17 protein-coding genes are annotated in these 18,684 nt (G+C 46.1%); 13 read left to right on the forward strand and 4 right to left on the reverse strand.

Features of this window, described 5'->3' with window-relative positions:
* Positions 1-216: 216 nt before the first annotated feature.
* The 3 genes from KOE27_RS11945 to KOE27_RS11955 all read right to left on the reverse strand — a co-directional run bounded on the left by KOE27_RS11945 (position 217) and on the right by KOE27_RS11955 (position 2,196).
* A complete protein-coding gene (locus KOE27_RS11945) occupies positions 217-453 on the reverse strand; it encodes a hypothetical protein (protein WP_215239110.1) in 237 nt (78 codons plus the stop codon).
* A 112-nt stretch (positions 454-565) separates the two neighbouring features.
* Positions 566-1,135 carry a hypothetical protein gene (locus KOE27_RS11950; protein ID WP_215239111.1) on the reverse strand — a complete coding sequence of 190 codons (570 nt, stop codon included), beginning with the start codon at positions 1,133-1,135 and terminating at the stop codon, positions 566-568.
* Entirely contained in the window at positions 1,132-2,196 is a 1,065-nt protein-coding gene (locus KOE27_RS11955; protein WP_215239112.1) for a hypothetical protein, read from the reverse strand. Before KOE27_RS11955 ends, KOE27_RS11950 begins: the two co-directional genes overlap by 4 nt.
* A 138-nt stretch (positions 2,197-2,334) precedes the next feature.
* Between KOE27_RS11955 and KOE27_RS11960 the strand changes: the two genes are divergently transcribed.
* On the forward strand, positions 2,335-2,943 hold the full coding sequence (locus KOE27_RS11960) for a hypothetical protein (RefSeq protein ID WP_215239113.1): 609 nt from the start codon (positions 2,335-2,337) through the stop codon (positions 2,941-2,943).
* A gap of 207 nt (positions 2,944-3,150) precedes the next feature.
* Positions 3,151-5,916: a CHAT domain-containing protein gene (locus tag KOE27_RS11965; protein ID WP_215239114.1), complete on the forward strand. Its 2,766-nt coding sequence runs from the start codon at positions 3,151-3,153 to the stop codon at positions 5,914-5,916.
* Between the two features lie 20 nt (positions 5,917-5,936).
* Here KOE27_RS11965 and rpiA read toward each other — a convergent pair whose 3' ends face one another.
* Positions 5,937-6,611, reverse strand: a complete 675-nt coding sequence (rpiA, locus tag KOE27_RS11970) for a ribose-5-phosphate isomerase RpiA (protein WP_215239115.1) — start codon at positions 6,609-6,611, stop codon at positions 5,937-5,939.
* A gap of 1,654 nt (positions 6,612-8,265) precedes the next feature.
* Here rpiA and KOE27_RS11975 point away from each other — a divergent pair.
* The 11 genes from KOE27_RS11975 to KOE27_RS12025 all read left to right on the forward strand — a co-directional run bounded on the left by KOE27_RS11975 (position 8,266) and on the right by KOE27_RS12025 (position 18,474).
* Positions 8,266-9,063: a hypothetical protein gene (locus tag KOE27_RS11975; protein ID WP_215239116.1), complete on the forward strand. Its 798-nt coding sequence runs from the start codon at positions 8,266-8,268 to the stop codon at positions 9,061-9,063.
* A gap of 196 nt (positions 9,064-9,259) precedes the next feature.
* On the forward strand, positions 9,260-10,039 hold the full coding sequence (locus KOE27_RS11980; protein ID WP_215239117.1) for a hypothetical protein: 780 nt from the start codon (positions 9,260-9,262) through the stop codon (positions 10,037-10,039).
* Between the two features lie 132 nt (positions 10,040-10,171).
* Positions 10,172-10,471, forward strand: a complete 300-nt coding sequence (locus KOE27_RS11985) for a hypothetical protein (RefSeq protein ID WP_215239118.1) — start codon at positions 10,172-10,174, stop codon at positions 10,469-10,471.
* Between the two features lie 303 nt (positions 10,472-10,774).
* On the forward strand, positions 10,775-11,461 hold the full coding sequence (locus tag KOE27_RS11990; protein WP_215239119.1) for a hypothetical protein: 687 nt from the start codon (positions 10,775-10,777) through the stop codon (positions 11,459-11,461).
* Positions 11,462-11,671: 210 nt separating this feature from the next.
* On the forward strand, positions 11,672-12,376 hold the full coding sequence (locus KOE27_RS11995) for a complement C1q domain-containing protein (RefSeq protein WP_215239120.1): 705 nt from the start codon (positions 11,672-11,674) through the stop codon (positions 12,374-12,376).
* Between the two features lie 145 nt (positions 12,377-12,521).
* Positions 12,522-13,208, forward strand: a complete 687-nt coding sequence (locus KOE27_RS12000; RefSeq protein WP_215239121.1) for a C1q-like domain-containing protein — start codon at positions 12,522-12,524, stop codon at positions 13,206-13,208.
* 92 nt (positions 13,209-13,300) lie between these two features.
* Positions 13,301-13,966 carry a hypothetical protein gene (locus KOE27_RS12005; RefSeq protein WP_215239122.1) on the forward strand — a complete coding sequence of 222 codons (666 nt, stop codon included), beginning with the start codon at positions 13,301-13,303 and terminating at the stop codon, positions 13,964-13,966.
* A gap of 176 nt (positions 13,967-14,142) precedes the next feature.
* Positions 14,143-14,808: a hypothetical protein gene (locus tag KOE27_RS12010; RefSeq protein WP_215239123.1), complete on the forward strand. Its 666-nt coding sequence runs from the start codon at positions 14,143-14,145 to the stop codon at positions 14,806-14,808.
* 142 nt (positions 14,809-14,950) lie between these two features.
* Positions 14,951-16,201, forward strand: coding sequence for a hypothetical protein (locus KOE27_RS12015; protein WP_215239124.1), 1,251 nt, complete (start codon positions 14,951-14,953; stop codon positions 16,199-16,201).
* A gap of 13 nt (positions 16,202-16,214) precedes the next feature.
* Positions 16,215-17,279, forward strand: coding sequence for a T9SS type A sorting domain-containing protein (locus tag KOE27_RS12020; RefSeq protein WP_215239125.1), 1,065 nt, complete (start codon positions 16,215-16,217; stop codon positions 17,277-17,279).
* A gap of 112 nt (positions 17,280-17,391) precedes the next feature.
* Positions 17,392-18,474, forward strand: a complete 1,083-nt coding sequence (locus KOE27_RS12025) for a T9SS type A sorting domain-containing protein (protein ID WP_215239126.1) — start codon at positions 17,392-17,394, stop codon at positions 18,472-18,474.
* The last annotated feature ends 210 nt before the right edge of the window (positions 18,475-18,684 follow it).

An 18,684-nucleotide genomic window follows, 5' to 3' on the forward strand; every position in this document is an offset into this window, starting at 1 on the left:
AGTGATCCATATCCCACTGCGGGGTTGGATCTGCACATACTAAAAATGGCAATCCGCTTATTACAAGTCCGGAGTTTTGACTTCCGCAAAACCCGTGGCACGGCTGATACGCCAGGCCTATTGCAGCCCAACAGCACGAGCCGGGCCACGGATCAGTTCGCAGTCTCTGCCCACCGCCTACTGCTGACTGCCTACTCCAAACTACATGATAACCGCCTACTGCAAACCTCCCCTCGATTTGATCTGTGCATTCAGTGAATTTAATGCCCATAAACCGGCCAGACCGAGGCCGCTGACCAGGCCACCCAGGGTCCGTACCAGTTGCACATGAGACTTCCAGTCAATGGGGGGTGGCGGTGTGGGTTTTACGATAATGATGATCACAATGCCACCAATAATAATGATGACGACGATCACAAATAAGAAGCGAATGAGCTGTGTGAATTTAGACATGACTGACAAATGGTTAAAGGTGAAGTATTTCTTGTTTAACCCTTAGTCGCATACCCTCTTCAGGAAGGAAACATTTTTTTAATTTTTGGAAGAAAACCGGTTTTTCAAATTCTCAATTCTTCTTTTGGTTCTGCGCATCTTTTAAATTATAAGTAATCGCCAGACAAACCACGTTGGCGGTATCGGCAGGACACAAATCTTTCCTTAATACCATCAGTTCCGCCATTCCGCCTTTCAGAAGACTGAGTGCAGAAACAGCCCTGGTCTGGTACAGTAAATTATATTTCTCCATGTAATATTTCTCAAACTCACTGATGCCCATGGCAGCCTTTTTTCCTCGTCGTGCCAGATAATCCTCCATCTTTTTATAATCCTGCTGTAACGTGGCCATATAACTTTTCTGTTTGTCGGCAGGTGCTCCGTACCTGACAATTTCAGAAAGAAAAGAAATCCTATTGCCTTTTAGCTTTATTATACCTGTCGAGTCTTCCGCATTGCACTCGATGCACTCCATATAATTATAAATCGCGTCAAAATCGGAAACGCCGGTACCTTTTAAGGTACGCACCGGTTTGTTCGTTTTCCCCTTCGGCTTTGTCTGTGCACAGGCTATTTCCGATATCAGAGCGGTACTGATCAGCACGATATACAGGTAGCGAAAAAAAGTATGTCGACTGGTCATGGCACATTCATCATAGTGGCGGGATAGGATGCAGTTTCTCTCGTGCTGGACGAGGTACCCCTTGAGCTGGCACCAGGGTACACAACGATATCACGGTCTGGATTTAATGCAGGAACCACGTCAAACAACCCTGATGTATTACTAAAATTGGCCTGAAAAGCCTCTCCAACGGATAACATGGGCGTTACATTGGGAGCTCTGGACTCTCGATAGAACATCAGTGAGGCCGAATTATTTACACCTACGCTATTGTAGACATGGTTAAGATCTAAAAAATGGCCGACTTCATGCGCCAAAGTTCTTAACGTCCTGCTTTGGTTAATTGTGATCGCGTTTTTGAGTGGCAGCCTGAACACACACATACAGGAATACCCCATGTACGCACGAAAACTGGCCGCGCTGGTGAAATCAGTATAATAAATATTTAACCTCGTAGTATCATATCCATAATTTGATTCCAGGCGCTCTTTTCTGTCCCGACCGCAAAAAAAAGCATCCAGGCTCAATGTCCGGTTTTCCAGATCCAAAATCGCATAATCCACTATTTTTATATTACTATCAAGCTGCAGCCGTATCCCCATTCTGCGTTCCTCCAGTATGGCATTGGTAAAATCAATATCCGTCTGAACCACCGCTTCGTTAAACCGACTGGAGATACTGCCCTGCCCAAAACTGGCGGACACCGGAACAACTATTGGACTGAAAAGTGTCACTTCCGTCAGATTTCCATCGGCATCTGTTTTCCTGATTTCTCTGGAGGCATTTTCTCCCGAAAAAACAGTCATTTTGGATATACTGTTATACTCCGACAAAGTTATTTTTAACTCATAAATGGCATTACTTCCAGTTACCGGCAGAAATTTAAGCGTACGAAAAGTTTCAGCAGTTTGACTTCCCCATTTTGCACGGGCAACTAATATGGGAGTATATGGCGTGGGTGTGACATGAACAACGAAACGGTGCTCTTCTGCTGCGCCGGAAAATGTAAAACCGGCCATGCCGTTACAATAGGATTCGCCTGCATAAATCAGCAGACAGTTAATAAATAGTAATAGCTTCATCACGAGACTGCCAGATTGTTAAAAAACTATTATATTCAATGATTTTGTTACCCTGCCGATACTGATATCCGACTAAATGATGCAGAAAGAAGGTATCTTTCTATTGAATATTTCCTTCCCCCTAAATTTAAACCTAATATGGCAAAGTTTATCCCAGAAGAACCTACTTTATTACTCAGATCCGTTAGCGCTGTTACAGATACCGAATCCATCCGTGTATCTCCGCCAAATCTTTATTCCCGACAGAAAATAAGTGCGATACTCCCTGTTTCCTACACACCGGAAACGGATCCGTTACCCGCAGACGACGAAGAATCCGATGAACCATCCGTTGCCCTATATTTCGGGCTAAAGGCACTGCTGTATCAGGGTAGCAGTATCCGTGTATGTTTTTCCGAAGACCGTCAAAACTGGCTGTGCAGTTATGTTCCCAGTCAGGACCTGGGAATGCTGGTAGCATCTGAAGAAGCCTATTGGGAAGAAGTTGAACAGGAAGGTTTCAGGACCATTAATGACGGAGCCGAATTCACCTACTTTCGGGTCATTATTCCGGAAAGTGAGCTGTCATTGTCGCAGGGAGCAACGGGCATCGATCTCTTTGTCCAGTTTATTTTTGAAACCAATGTTAACGCCAGTACAGATCAGTTTGTAGAAATCGACGAAAGAACTTTATACATTACCCGTTGGCCCGATGGCGGAGATATCCCTATTGTTGCCACAACTCCTCCCAAAAAATTACTCCCTTAAAGACCTGCTATGCGTGCGGAGTACTCCCGAAAGTACCTTATGAAGCACAAATAATGAGTAACCCCGGTATTCCTGAAAGTGATACCGGGGTAAATGGCATCCCGCAAATAAGGTTAAATAAATCAATGCTTCAATCTGAATATCACGGTGGTTTATTATCTTCGGATCTGTTTCACTGATCCTGGCAAGCCGATAAACTTCTGAATTTTGAGCTTCAATTTTGTATCAAGCGTTCTGATATTTTTCCTTTGGGCTTCCGGCAGTTACAGCTATTCCCAGGACTGCAATTTTTCAGTGTTAGCCCGTCAGACCGGCCACATCAGCCAGGATACCAGCCTTACGCCCCAGGTACAGTTACAACAGCTCCGGAATTTACACACCCGGTATAAAAATTGTCCCATGTTACCTGACAGCCTGCTGGCAGAGCTCTTTCGCCAGCAGGGTAAAGCATACAACAGCCTGGACCAGCCCGACCATGCCATTGCCGTAATGCTTCAAGGATACAGACTGCTGAAAAACAAAGGGCGCAGTGAGGTGCTGGGAAAACTTTCATTTAACCTGGGTATTCTGTACTACTGGAAGCAGGAATTACCCAACGCTGTTTTTTATTACACACAGGCTGCGGAAAATCTTTCTGAATCAGGTCTGCGGTCCACAGCCCTTAAATATGCCGCAGATGTTTGTTTCAGTATCGGAGATTATGAAAAAGGGATAACGCTGGCCCAGCGAAGTATCGAGGCAATTGATCCGGACATTTATCCGCTGGAAGCGGCAGAAGCATATAATGCACTGGGTTTCAATCAGTATACACTGGAAAGATTCCACGAAGCCGCTCAAGCCTTCACGCTGGCTCAGCAGTATTATTATAGCTGGACTAAAAATACAGGACAGGAAAATCCTGAAATAATAGCCGCCATCATCTGTAACGACGGCCTTAATTCGCTCAGACTCCAGAAAAGCACTGAGGCAATCGGTCAGTTTAAAAAGGTAAGTAACATTTACCGGACACAGAAGGATACCGATAAACTCATCCGCTACGGTTTATCCAATGCAGGTATAGCCTATCTCATGGCTGGCGACACGCTGATGGCCGTGAAACGCTATCAACAGGCGATTGATCTGATCGAAAAACATTTCCCGCAGGCCAAAAACAGCAAGTATGCAATTATCTACAGCAATATGGCCATGCGCCTTGGTTATCAGCATGCAGCTGCTATCCCCACTTTCAAAAAGGCTTTATCTGTTTTCCCCCGGTTCCGTTCCGTACAGGAGAAGGACCTTTCACAGATACCCTACAAATACGATCTTCAGGAAATTATCCATGACTACGGAAAAGTTGTTTTCCAGGCGGGGAAAAACAGGAAAGATCTGAAAACCGTCCGGGATGCACTGATCATCTTTGAGTACAACGACCGCCTCATCGATTACATGCGGCGTGAACACAGCAGCAACGTCTCCAAACTTTTCTGGCGCAAAAAAACGCGGGATATGTATGAACGTGCCATTGAGGCTTGTTACCTGCTGAACGACCCTGTAAAAGCTTTCTACTTTTTTGAAAAGAGCCGGGCCGTCCTGCTGAATGACCAGCTCAATGAACTCAGTGCCCGGCAACAGCTGTCTCCCGCCGCAAAGGAAAAAGAGCGCTCGCTTTTCAGTCGCATCGCTGATTTGCAGAACAAACTGGGTGATACCAGCCCCGGTTCGGCCGAAAACAAAAAGCTCCTCTCTCAGCTGGCGGCGGCACGTTACGAGCAGGACATCTTTATCAGCAGTCTGGAACAAACATTACCACAGTACTATGCCTATAAGTATGACAATCATGTACCTTCCATTCCGCAGGTGCGGCAAAACATACTGGCCAAAAACCAGACCTTCATTTGCTATTTTATGGGAGAAGAGGCCGTTTATGGACTGGCCGTCACAGCCAAAAACTTAATTTTCCGGAAAATAAACGTGGATACTTATCGCAAGTATTCCACGGTTTTCAGACGTCTCCTGGCCGATAGAGAAACTCAGAACAAAGCTTTTCCTCATTACCTGGCCATCTCCAGCAGGTTATATCAGCTACTGATCCAACCTTTCGGCTTTCCACAAAATACCCGGGTGATTATTTCTTCGGATGGGCACTTCCTTCCATTTGAAGCCCTGAGTACCTCAGCCTCTCACCCTGCTTTTCTGGTGAATGACCATGCATTCAGTTATACCTATTCTGCAGGTTTCCTGCAGAAGATCAGACGGAAGGCCGAGGGTTTCCTTCCCGGAAAATCTTATCTTGGACTTGCGCCGGTGGAATTTTCTCCCCTGCTCAAACAGGCCACGCTGCCGGGTTCTGATATTTCCCTGGCAAAAATCAATAAACAATTCTGGTTCTCTAAGATCGTCACCGGTACGGAAGCGTCCCGGGAAACTTTTGTGAACGAGTCCCCCGCCTACCGGATCGTGCAGCTCCTCACGCATGCCACAGCCGACAGCACCGGCTCGGTACCTAAATTGTATTTTGCAGATTCCACCCTGTCTCTTCCCGAACTAACGGCCACAAGGGATTACTTCACACAGCTGCTCGTTTTATCCGCCTGCCGCACGGGTATCGGCCAGGACCAGCAAGGCGAAGGTGTATTCAGCCTGGCCCGTGGATTTGCGGCGCTGGGGATACCTTCTACCTTAACCACTTTGTGGAGAGTTGAAAACCAGTCGGTATATGATCTTACCGAACGATTTTACGAATATCTGAACAAAGGACTTCCGCTGGACGTTGCGCTGCAGCAAGCTCAGATCCATTGGCTAAAATCAGCGTCCTCCGGGAATCGTCTGCCCTATGCCTGGGCGGGTATCGTACTCGTCGGAAACACCGAGCCGGTTATCCGGGGGAGTGGTTTCTGGTGGGCGATTTTCGGTATCCTGGGAGCCATGGTGATACTGGCATGGTGGGCAGGCAGGCGGTTCTTAGTAGGTTCGGGACTTTCCAAGTCTTGAAGACCTGGAAAGTCTTCTGCTCAACCATACACCATAACCCCCTCGCCATCCCCCATGATTACTTTGCTGGCGAGTTGAATGAACAGCCCATGTTCAACCACACCCGTGATATGATCCAGTTTTCCTGCCAGAGATGCCGGATCTTCTATCAAACCGAAGTCTGCATCAATGATATAATTTCCCTCATCCGTCCGGTAATATCCGGCAGAATCCTTTCTGATCTCCCCTGTACCACCCAATTTTGCCAGCGCTCCAAGCACATACGCCGAGGCAAAAGGAATCACCTCAACAGGCAGTTTAAATTTCCCAAGAAACGCCACCTTCTTGGAAGAATCCGCAATGATGATCTCCTCCCGGCTCAGTGACGCAACAATTTTCTCCTTCAACAGTGCCCCGCCACCGCCTTTAATCAGCATGAGCTCCGTGGTGAATTCGTCTGCACCGTCAATGGTGATATCAATGGCATCCACCGTATGGATGTCAATGAGCGGTATGCCCAGAGATTCTGCAAGCTCTTTTGTTTTATCCGAAGTCGGGATTCCTTTTATAGACAAGCCATTTTTTACCAGTTCCCCGATTTCCCTGATGGCCAGCGTAGAAGAAGAGCCAGAGCCCAGCCCCACAATCATACCATCCTTCAGAAACTTTACGGCTTCTCTGGCGGCCGTCCGTTTTTCACTTTCAAAATCTCTCATGTGTATTTTATGCTTTGGGACTGCCAATATGAACTTCAATTCGGGATAAATTTAATCATTCTTCTGCTGACTCCATGCCCTCTAAGGACCAGGCTTTGCAGGATGCCCCCTCCGGAATACCTCTCTGTACGCCTTGGTACCACAGCAATTATCACCTACTTGCCACCGTTTTCTCTTGTTTTTATAGAGAGGAAAAGATCTTTTCCTACTGAGGCCAAGGTGCTGTCTGAACGACGTAAACCGATTTGGATAAGACTATCCAAAGGGTTACTACTGTTAAAAACGCCTTGCCGCAACGTCGTGTAGAACAAAAATTTCACCTCACATTTGCATAGCAAACCAACCACCCATTACATAATAAATTGAATATCAAATCATTAAATTAAATCTGCCATTAATTTTAGCCGAAAAATATTAGTAACATTTCTATTTTCTACATGTAGCAATACTACAACTTTCTAGCCCAAAGCCAGATACATTTGTTCTGTCGATAAGTGGCGTGGAATCAACTCCTGCTTTATTGACTTTTTTAGAGTTATCACTTAACCGCCAAAATATGTAAATAAAAGTACACATCCTCAAAACGCACGTAACAGTTGGTTTGTAGTAACATGGTTTCGGACAGACGGAATATTACACCGTTTCTTCAGCGTCACCAGGTTCTTATTCCTGCAGACCAAAAAGGTATCTGGTAAAGCGCCGTTCCCATGGGAGGCAACGGCGCCGAAATAGATAACGTATGTATATATGCGTTAGAATTTCGGAATAATGTGTAAAATTTTCAAAAATCACCGGTTTACCGTCATCCGTTATCTTCGGAAGAGCCGCCGGGATATTTTCATCTGAACCAAAATCATCCGAAAACAGAGACGAAAAAACATTAAAAATAAAAGTGACCAATTAAAAAAAGGGCGTATCAAGGAAACAGAAAGGCTTTTTGCAAAAGCGGAAGGCAATTGACAAAAACTAAAAAACACTATACACACCACAAGCAAAAAGCTGCCAGGGCTCCTTCACCGGACCTGGCAGGAAAATTTACTACCCTCAACTGTTATGACTAAACTTCAACTACTGTCAGCAAACTAAAAAATTAATAACGGGGCTGCCATCAAGAGCTCCGGCAAACTAAAAACCATCTTTGAAACAGGCCGCCAGCGTGCAGCTGGCGGTAGTAGTACAGTAAGAAGTTTAACAGTTAACCTAAGCACACACGCCAGAAGCCCCATGCCCAGGCAGCGGTTTTTCCGTTACCAAAGCGGGCAGGTTATGGCAGAAAGCCAGTACGCATGATTACAACTTTACGCATACCTGCCCTGTGGAGGGGAAGTCTCCGCTCCGCCGCTCTACACACACCCTTGTCCTCCGGAGTATATCCGGAGGCTTTTCTCAACGCATCTTACCTCACTTACTTGAACAGCCATGAGAAAGGGCAATGGTACTTATCACCGTTGCCCGGCTCAATCCACGGCTAAACCGAACTCGTTACATGGCATCACAGAAAGGCCAGGAACTGTCATACAGTCAAACATTCTGTTATTTTAGCTAAGAAGGCAGACCGCTTTAAAGGCAATAAATTAAAAACCTAAAAATCAATCAGTTAAACACATTACAATCAGTCGAACAAGTTATTACATTCATCATCAAACTAGAACAAATGAAACTTTCAGGAATAATCGCAAAAACATTTTTTGCCTCAGCTATGCTATTGACATCCACCAGCATTTTTGCGCAAGTAAAAATCGGAACCAACCCCACCGCCATTGAAGCGGCCTCCAACCTGGAGGTAGAAGCTTCCACGGCTGGCCGAAAGGTGAAGGTGGATAAAACGACCGGACAACTGACCATAAAGGATGGTACTGAGGGTTCAAATAAAGTTCTATTTTCAGACGCCGTTGGAGGATCCAGCTGGAAAAAACTGAAGCTTATGGAAATTTTCTCATTCACTCAGGTTAGCGGTATTCAGCTAGTAGTGCCCGTCGGCAATAGCCTATGCCAGGATGGAAGTATCAATCCTCCTGCTTGTGCGAAGGACCTAAACCTGAACGGTTCATTCAATATCCATGAAAGTACAAGTGACGTGGTACTGGAGACCCTGTCAATATATACCTCCATAGGAAATGTGGCAGGTTCTAAAAACCAATTTACGCTGATGTTATATGTAGACAAAACGACACCTGGGGTGTTTGAAAGCGTTGGTTACACCCTGGAAACCTCCAGCACCGTGGGCTGTAATGCAAAATCCGTTGGTTTGAAAGCAGTCCTTAAGGACCTGCCGGTACGAGCTACCCCTTATCAAGTTAAGACGTTCGTCGGCCCATGGTCTAATGATGGACAGTTTGCAGCAGTAGTTGGATTGGGCAAGGCTGCGGTAGAAGCCGCGCCGTCCGTAAGTCCTTGTGGAACAAGCCCGGCAGAAGGAAATAACAAGCTGACTATCACAGTAATCCAATAACATATTTACCAAAGTCGGTAGAAGTATTGGGCATGATAAACATTAAACCTTTAAGAAAAAAAATTAAGGAATAATAGAAAATAAGCAAACAAAAACAATTATTGTAGGTATATCCTTCAATAATTGTTTCCCAAAGCTAACAAATTGAACAATAATATTTAACCTAGTTTTTACTTAAATCTTACACACAAACACTATGAAAAAACTTTCAAAAACTCTTCTTGCCAGTGCTATTACTGCAGCACTATTTTCCTCCTCACCACTGTTTGCACAAGTGAAAATCGGATCAAATCCTACTACCATTGAAGCAGGTTCCAATCTCGAGGTGGAGGCTTCTACCCCGAGCAGACAGGTTAAAGTAGACAAAACCTCGGGACAGCTGACCATTAAAGACGGTACCGAGGGATTAAACAAAATCCTGGTTTCTGATGCCAATGGCGGAGCAAGCTGGAAAAAGATAAGGTTAACCGATGTTACAACATTCACACAAACATCTGGAATTCAACTAGTTATACCATTAGGTAACACCCTTTGTCAGAATGGAAACGTTAACCCACCGGCCTGTGCCAAGGATATGAATCTGGATGGCTCATTCACCATTACTGAGGTCACAAGTGATGTAATCATAGAGTCGTTATCAATTTATACCTCGGAGGGTAATGTTGCAGGGTCCAAAAACCAGTTCACGATCATGTTGTATGTGGACAAAACCACACCCGGAGTATTCGAAAGCGTGGCGTTCTCCTTACAAACTTCCAATATTGTGGGCTGCGACGCGCAATCTGCTAATGTAAAGGCCGTGCTAAAGGACCTTCCACCAAGGGCTGCACCTTACCAGATTAAGGCATTTGCAGGAGCCTGGTCCAACAATGGAACATTTGCCGTGGTAGTAGGAATGGGTATGGCAGCAGTGCCGGGCTGTGGTACCACACCATCTGTAGGAAATAACCGTCTCATTGTCAGCGTAACACAATAAAATCTCAATGACAGTAAGTTGTATAAACAAAGTTTCATCCCGCGCAAAGCCCAAACTATAGTATCCGCAACTCCTCAAATAAGTAACCAAAACATTTACCCAAACCATAATTCACACTTTACACAAAACACAATGAAAAAACTTTCAAAAACACTGATCGCGGGCACTTTTGCCGCTATGCTATTTTCATCGGCCACGCTGTTTGCACAGGTGAAGATTGGCAGTAACCGAACTACCATTGAAGCTACCTCCAACCTGGAAGTGGAGGCTTCTACGCCCAACAGACAAGTAAAAGTGAATAAAACGACCGGGCAGGTTACAATTAAAGATGGTACCGAGGGAGATGGTAAAGTTCTGACATCCGATGCAAATGGAAATGTAGGAGATACTGTTGTACTCGCCGCCGCAACTAGGGGCCAACTCGACGTTTAAAATTGTAGTATCCTCCTTTTACACCTATAAAATTGGGGACTGATTATGATCATCTTGACTGGCCCTATTTGAAAAGGTATGCTCCGTTTCCGAGTTAAGTATCTATGTTTTAATTAATCTAAAATCACACGTATGTAAGTAACTTATTTCTCAACTTAAAAAGTACCCGCAAAGAGTTTGATTCATCTGAATCAACCCGGTACCGGTTTCAGACAAATCCTTAATAATGAATCAAATGCGCAAACAATCAAAATAATCGAGTACAGTAACCGAACTATTACATTCATCATCAAACTAGAACAAATGAAACTTTCAAGAATAATCGCAAAAACATTTTTTGCCTCAGCTATGCTATTGACATCCACCAGCATTTTTGCACAAGTAAAAATCGGAACCAACCCCACCACCATTGAAGCAGCCTCCAATCTGGAGGTAGAAGCTTCCACGGCTGGCCGAAAGGTGAAGGTGGATAAAACGACCGGACAACTGACCATTAAGGATGGTACCGAAGGGGCTGGGAAAATTCTGAAGTCAGACGCCGTGGGCGGCGCAAGCTGGCAGACCGAAGGGCCTCAAAATTCTCCGGTAATTTTTTCGGTGACGAATGGTCCTTTACAGGAGCTCCCATTAAGAACTTTCATAAGAATAAATTTTGAAAATAAAAATTTGGATAAAAACAATGTGTTTGATCTGTCATCAGATTCCTTTACAATACCTGTGGGGGCTACCGGTTATTACGAAATAGCAGTAAGGACAACGACTCCTCATAAGGACCACGACCTTAACTGCTACGTATGGGCCTTTGTAAACGGCGTACAGTCTACCTTGCTGGGAGTCGGAAATTCCGGCCCGGGTTCAGGAGTAATCGTTTCAGGTTCTGTTATTCTCCAGCTGAACGCCGGGGACGTTGTTGATCTGAGGGCATGGACGGACAAACCTGACGTAGGCGTAAGCACCAGGAACCTCTTTGTCAATATGCTTTCAAAATAACACCCTTTAACAAAAGGAAAGTATAATATGCAGCTGGCCAGCTCAATTTTAAAACACATGAGAAATATATAAAACAAACACAAAAATCGGATTATATGAGTATAAACACAAAACGAAAAGAAGGGCAAGCATAATTAAACTATTACTGGACAAACCGTTGCAATAATGTCCTCTTTAACCTGTTAAGAACACACTTTACACATACACACAATGAAAAAACTTTCAAAATCACTATTTGCCAGCGTTTTGACAGCGGCGCTTTGCTCATCCCTAACCCTGTGTGCTCAGGTAAAAATAGGCACAAACCCGGAGACCATCGAAGCCACGTCCAACCTGGAAGTGGAAGCTTCCACAGCAGGCCGCAAGGTGAAAGTGGATAATACATCAGGACAGCTTACGATCAGCGACGGAACACAGGGTACAGGCAAAGTACTCACTTCTGATGCAACAGGCGGAGCTTCCTGGCAGGACAAAGATGTTTTATGTAATTCATTTGAAGCGAGCAGAACAAGTCAGACCATTGCAACAGGGGCCAGTACCACCCTCATTCCAACGACTGAGAATTTTGATCCCTCAAATGCATATAATGTCGCCACGGGTGTTTACACAGTCCCTGAAGATGGGGTATATGTGTTCACAGGATCGGCAAATGACGGGGGATCGGCAACTGGTGTCCGCAACTCAATCATTTCTATCCTGAGCGACGTGAAGGGAAATCTAACGCTTGCCAATAGTGCGGACCTGGCCTATACGAAAGGAATCTGGCTGTCGGTTTCAGCCATTACCAAGGCCGTTGCAGGCGAAAAAATAACCCTGAAATATAGTGTTGCACATGTGTCCGGCACAAATCCAACCAACATTAATATTGGTGCTATAAGGTTTGCCGGTTCCAGGATGGATTGTAACACCAACTAAAACGCTTAGCAAACCTGAAATTGCAGTGCAGGGAGAAACGTATTGTTACCTCCCAAGTCAGGGAAGCACCCTGTAACAGACAAAACGGACAGACAAATTAACCAAAACTCAGATTTTCTTTTTAACCAAACTTATGTCACAACTCATGAAAAATCTCACAAAAACCCTCATGGCAGGTACCATCGTAACGGTTATGTGCTCGGCTCAAACCTTGTTTGCACAGGTCAAAGTGGGCACAAACCCTACTACGATCGAAGCCGCCTCCAATCTGGAAGTAGAAGCTTCCACCACTGACCGTAAGGTAAAGGTGGATAAAACAACAGGCCAGCTGACGATCAAGGATGGCACAGAAGGAGCCGGGAAAATACTGACCTCTGATGCAAACGGCGGCGCGAGCTGGCAAACTCCGGAAGTACAGAATTCTCCTGTTGCTTTTGCCGTGAATACCGGAGCCGCGCAAAACCTGCCACTCAGCACTTTCGTAACGGTCAACTTTGACAACAAAGCTTTTGATAAAAATAATGTGTTTAACCTGACCACCAATCAATTCACGGTGCCGGCTAATGGTACAGGATATTATGATCTGAGTGTAAGGGTTACCACTGCCAATACCAACCACTCGATTAACTGTTATTTGTATATCTACGTAAATGGTGTACAAAACTCCCTGGTGGCGGTAGGAAACGCAGGAGCAGGCTCGGGAATAATCGTTTCAGGTTCGGTTCTCTCCCAGCTAAACAGCGGAGATGTGGTTGACATTAGGGTATGGACTGATACACCGGATGTAAGCGTAACCACAAGAAATCTCTATGTAACAATGGCGTCAAGGTGATTTGCCGGATAAACCGTATTCCAAACGAAAAACCTAAAACAAAGAAGTTCTGACACAATCCTTTGAATCAAACACACTTTACACAAAACACAATGAAAAAACTTTCAAAAACACTGATCGCAGGCACTTTTGCCGCTATGCTATTTTCATCGGCAACGCTGTTTGCGCAGGTGAAGATTGGTACTAACCCTACCACCATTGAAGCTACCTCCAACCTGGAAGTGGAGGCTTCCACGCCCAACAGACAGGTTAAAGTGGATAAAACTACCGGGCAGCTTACAATTAAAGATGGTACGGAAGGGACGGGAAAAGTCCTGATATCCGATGCCAACGGCGGAGCCGCCTGGACGCTGCTGACCTCTGCGTTCAGGATGACATCTATTACGGATCAAGGGATCACGAGCGGGACTGGCGTTTATTATCTGGTTACCTTCACTGCAGCTCCGCTTGACCAGGATGCCGGCTGTACCACTGGTGCTTCTTCGAGATATACGGTAAAGCAGGCCGGGACTTATACAGTTCTGGGAAGTATCAATTTTTACACCTTTGCGAACACCGGTGCCTCCCTACGAATCTTCAAGAATGGTTCCTTCCTAAAGAATGTTGGTATCACTGCCAAATCGATGGAAGCTAACGCCATTGAGATTTCCCTGGTGGATTCTGCCGTTGTTGGCGATTATTATGAACTGAAAGCTAACAATAACACCGGAGGTATGATTATCCAATCTGCTGATTTAAACGGGACCAGGATAAAATAATGCCCTTGGTTATCACGGATGAGCATGCAACTCAATATTCAGAAAGAATGGAATCTTCGGCGCCGGTAGATTTCTGATCGGACACAGTAACAATCAATTTAATCAATCTAAAACAACTTAATAATCAAACAATTACAATCAATCGAACAATTACATTCATCATCAAACTAGAACCAATGAAAATTACAAGAACTCTGGCAAAAGCAATATTGGCCTCGGCTATGTTGTTTGCATCATCCAACCTTTTTGCACAAGTGAAAATCGGGACAAATCCTACAAATATTGAACCCGCCTCTAACCTGGAGGTAGAAGCTTCTACCGCAGACCGTAAGGTGAAAGTGAACAAAACAACCGGGCAACTTACCATTAAGGACGGAACCGAAGGAATAGGGAGAATATTAACTTCGGACGCGGTAGGTGGAGCAAGTTGGACATTGGAAACCTCTGCTTTTAGAGCAAGGAGAACCAGTACGCAGGGGATTACAAGTAGCCTGACAGACTTCTTTAATGTAAATCTTGAGAAAGTAAATTTTGATCAGGATGGAGGGCTAACCATGGGCGCAGCAAGTGGTTTCACTGTTAAAAAACCAGGAACTTACATTTTCAATGCCAACATATCTTTTCAGGCCAATTCTCCTACAGCGGCGTCTGTTGCGATATTTAAAAATGGGGTTCTCTTAAAAAACTCCGGTGTAACCGTAAATTCTAAGGAAAACTATGCCTTTGAAATTTCAATTATTGACATAGCAACTACCGGTGACTTTTATGAACTAAGGGCAAACAACAATACCGGAGGTATGTTCATTTTCAGTGGAGATTTTTCAGGATCCCGGATGAGGTAACCGAAATGATCGCAGGTGAAAGTGAGCACCATTTATTCATAATTGCCTTAGTCCCTTGACGGATTATGCAGTGGATAAAACAATAACACACAATCACAGAGTAAAACAAAAATTTCTTTTAACACACTAACAAATCGAAACAATGAATAAGACATACAATACTTCAACACGTAACGGCGCACGGGAATTGGCCAATGTGCTTATCCTGCTGGTGCTGCTTGCGCTGGCCTTTGTAGCCCGTGCCCAGGAAGGCAGCCAGGGTAACACGGTAATCCACAACAACGGACAGATGACTTTCTTCGGCAACCACAATTTCCTCACAGGTGGTGGTGGAGCCCTGCCCGGCCTTATTCTTACCCAGCGTGAAACCGCTACCATGAGCGTGCTCAATTACGGGCCTGCGGTAACCAATGCCATCACCGGGGCAGACAATACCAACCACGTGGATGGTTACGTACGCAAGCTGGGTGCAGGTGCATTTGTTTTCCCAACCGGGGATAACGGCCAGTTCGGAGCTTTCGGTGCTGCTGCAGATGGTACCACGGGGGCTTATTTCTTTGCCAATCCTACTACGGCCGTCACCAGCAATCTGTTTACTGGCGGCAGTTACGGTCCGCTTCCCGGAGGTGCCACTTTTCCTACTTCCAGCAAAGCGGCCGGTGTAGCTACGGTCAGCACGGTGGAATACTGGGATATTGACGGGGCCAATGCCACCCCTATCACCCTCACCTGGGATGCCACCAGTGACGTAACCACGCTCACCGGAAGCAACCTCAATAAGCTGAGCATCGTTGGCTGGGATGGTTCCAAGTGGGTCGCCATCGCCTCCGCGGTGGATGCTACGTCCATCCTGGGCGGGGCCAGCAGCCTTACAGATGGCTCCATCACCACATCCTCGGCCATTGTACCCAGTTCATTTACGGTTTACACCCTGGCTTCGACTGCATCCATTGACCTTACCCCCAGCATTATCAGGCCCATCAGCACCAATGCTGTCCTGAATCAGGTGTCTGAAGGTGTGTTGCGTCTCACCAACCTGAAGCCCAACCCCACCACCGGAACAGTGACCGTGTTTCTAACCATGGGTGCAGATTTTGAACTTACCGTTGATCCTGCCGCTACCACTTCCGCAGGCATAGCGGTTACCAACTCCCAGTGGATCATCACCGACCTCACCGGAGGTGCCTTCCAGTTTGACTCCAAACCAGGGACCATCATTGCCGCTTCGGGCGCAGTTAGCCTGGGCTTCAAACTCAAAGCGACCGGCACCATCACCTCCACAGGTATCGCCACTGCCACCATCCTCCAGCAGACAGGCGGTGAGACACCTCAGTCGGGTGACGATAACGATAACAATAATACAGCTGTCAAAATAATGTCCATCGTTCCATAAACAATTATCAGGTATGAAAAAATTAATGTTGAGTATAGTCCTGCTGGCCGGGATGTACACCGCTGCTTTCGCACAGTGCGATCCAGGTTTTGGTGCCACGCCTGCTTATACAGGTACCTCTGTTTCGGCGGGAGGTGTGCCTACGATCGAAGTAGGACAAACGGCCACGCTCAATGCGAGCTTTGGAGTAGGGTCAGATCCTGCCTGCGTTGCAGCAGCCGGTAATACGCCCGGTACCATCACGATGACCCTCTCCTTTTCGTCCACTTACGAGCCCATGTCAGCAGCGGACATCTCCGGCCCTCTCGCCGATCTGTTCGACTGGGTGTGGGACCAGGCGTCTCACACGCTGATCGGGGTAAACAATTCAGTCATCCCGCTGGGCCCGCCCCTGCCCTTTACCGTGACGGTAACAGGTAAATTGCTGACTCCTTTGGAGCAGGCTCCCAAAACAACCATGAACTGGTTTTCGGAAACCAACCCTCCGACGACCAACGCCAGTATCCTGAATGACATCGCAGCTCCGGAGCTTAACATCGACGCTGCCCTGCCGGTGACACTGGTAAGTTTTTCAGCAGCACGTGAAGGAAAAATTGCCAACCTCAGCTGGGCCACAACTGCAGAAACCAACAGCGACTACTTTGAAATACAGCGCAGTGTAAACGGTACTACCTGGAACCGGATCGGCAGTGTGAATTCGTACGGAGAAAGTGCGTCCCTGAAAAAATATACTTTCTCGGACAACAGCCCGCTGAACGGAGACAACCTGTACCGCCTGCGCATGGTGGATAAGGATGCCACATTTGCTTTCAGCAAGATTGTTAATCTGCGGTTTGAAGGACTGGGAACAGATGTATCCGTTTACCCCAACCCGGTCTCCGACAAGTTATATCTGCGGGACCATGCAGGTATTACCAAAGTGGTGATCACTGATATGGCCGGAAGGACGGTATACCAGGCTGCTAATGCTTCAACGGGCTGGATCAACGTCAAAAACCTGCCTGCCAGCATGTATATCATTTCGGTGACCAAAGCAGATGGTGCAAAAAGCGCACAAAAAATATTAGTCAACAGATAAGACAAAAAGCACTGTCATCAGCATGGCTGTTCACCGCGCCATGCTGATGACTTTCACCCTTTGGGGACTCATATATGAAAGACATCACTCACACTAAAACATAAAAAAGATCATGTTAAAAATGTACTCAAGGATCACCAGGTTTTTCCTGGGCGTATTATTAATAACAGCCATTGGCACCACCGCTTCTGCCCAGTGCGATCCGCAGTTTGGTGGCGCCGGTTACGTCGGAACCTCCAGTCCGGGTAACATCGCTACTTCACTTGTAGGTGAAAACGCTCAATTGAGATTTAACTTTGGCTATGGTTTCCAGCCCAGTTGTAACGCAGCAAATGGTAATGTGGCCGGATCGGTAACCATTACCATGCAGTTTCCGGCTGAATATGGCCCCGAGGACGCAAATGTTGTAACAGGCACACATGCATCACTTTATGACTGGGTTTGGGACCCTGTGACGCGCCAGCTCAAAGGTACCAACAATGCGCCCATCCCGGCAGGACCTCCTCGCCTTTTCACCGTACAGGTGAAAGGACTGATTGCAACCGCCGGTGCAGGAATCGCTATGACGACCCTTTCCTGGTCTGCCAATCTTACCCCTCCCATCACAAATGCGACAGGCGGATTGCAGGATCAAGCGTCTGCCGGATTAAATATAGATCCCACCTTGCCTGTAACATTGGTTAGTTTCACAGCAGCCAAAGAAAACCGCAGTGTGATGCTCAACTGGGTTACCACCGCAGAAACCAACAGCGATCGTTTTGAGATCGAAAGAAGTCAGGAGGGCAAAAACTGGAACAAGATCGGAACGATTGCTTCTCACGGTGAGAGTATCAGCCGAAAAAACTATTCTTTCAGTGATACCAATCCGTTACATGGTGAAAACCTGTACCGCCTCAGAATGGTGGACAAAGATGAGACTTTTGCTTACAGCCGTAAAGTCAGCGTAACATTGGAAGGCCCCGGCCCAGATCTCTCCGTTTATCCCAATCCGTCGGCGGATATGGTTTTTTTGCATAATCCTACCGGTATCATGGAAGTAGTGTTGTCTGATCTTACGGGGCGTACTGTTTACAAAAACAGCAAAAACTTCACGGGAAGTATCAATGTTAAAAACTTACCCGCGGGCATGTATGTCATTTCAGTAAAGCGTGAAAACGGCACAAAAGACACACAAAAAATAATCGTTACAAAATAGTACTTCCCTGTCGTCCGACCGGTGATAAGGCGACAGCCAGCACTTATATTAACTCCCCATGGTACCTGCCGGTACTGTGGGGAATCATTTTAATGGTTACGGGTAAATGCCCTGTAACTTTTGCCAGTGGCCTGCCGGGCTGACCATTTCCTGATTATACCGACTAAACAGAAAATCCAATCCTCTTCAGTAACACTTAATAGTCAACGT

Origin of the sequence: Dyadobacter sp. CECT 9275 (assembly GCF_907164905.1) — a bacterium.
Taxonomy (GTDB): domain Bacteria; phylum Bacteroidota; class Bacteroidia; order Cytophagales; family Spirosomataceae; genus Dyadobacter; species Dyadobacter helix.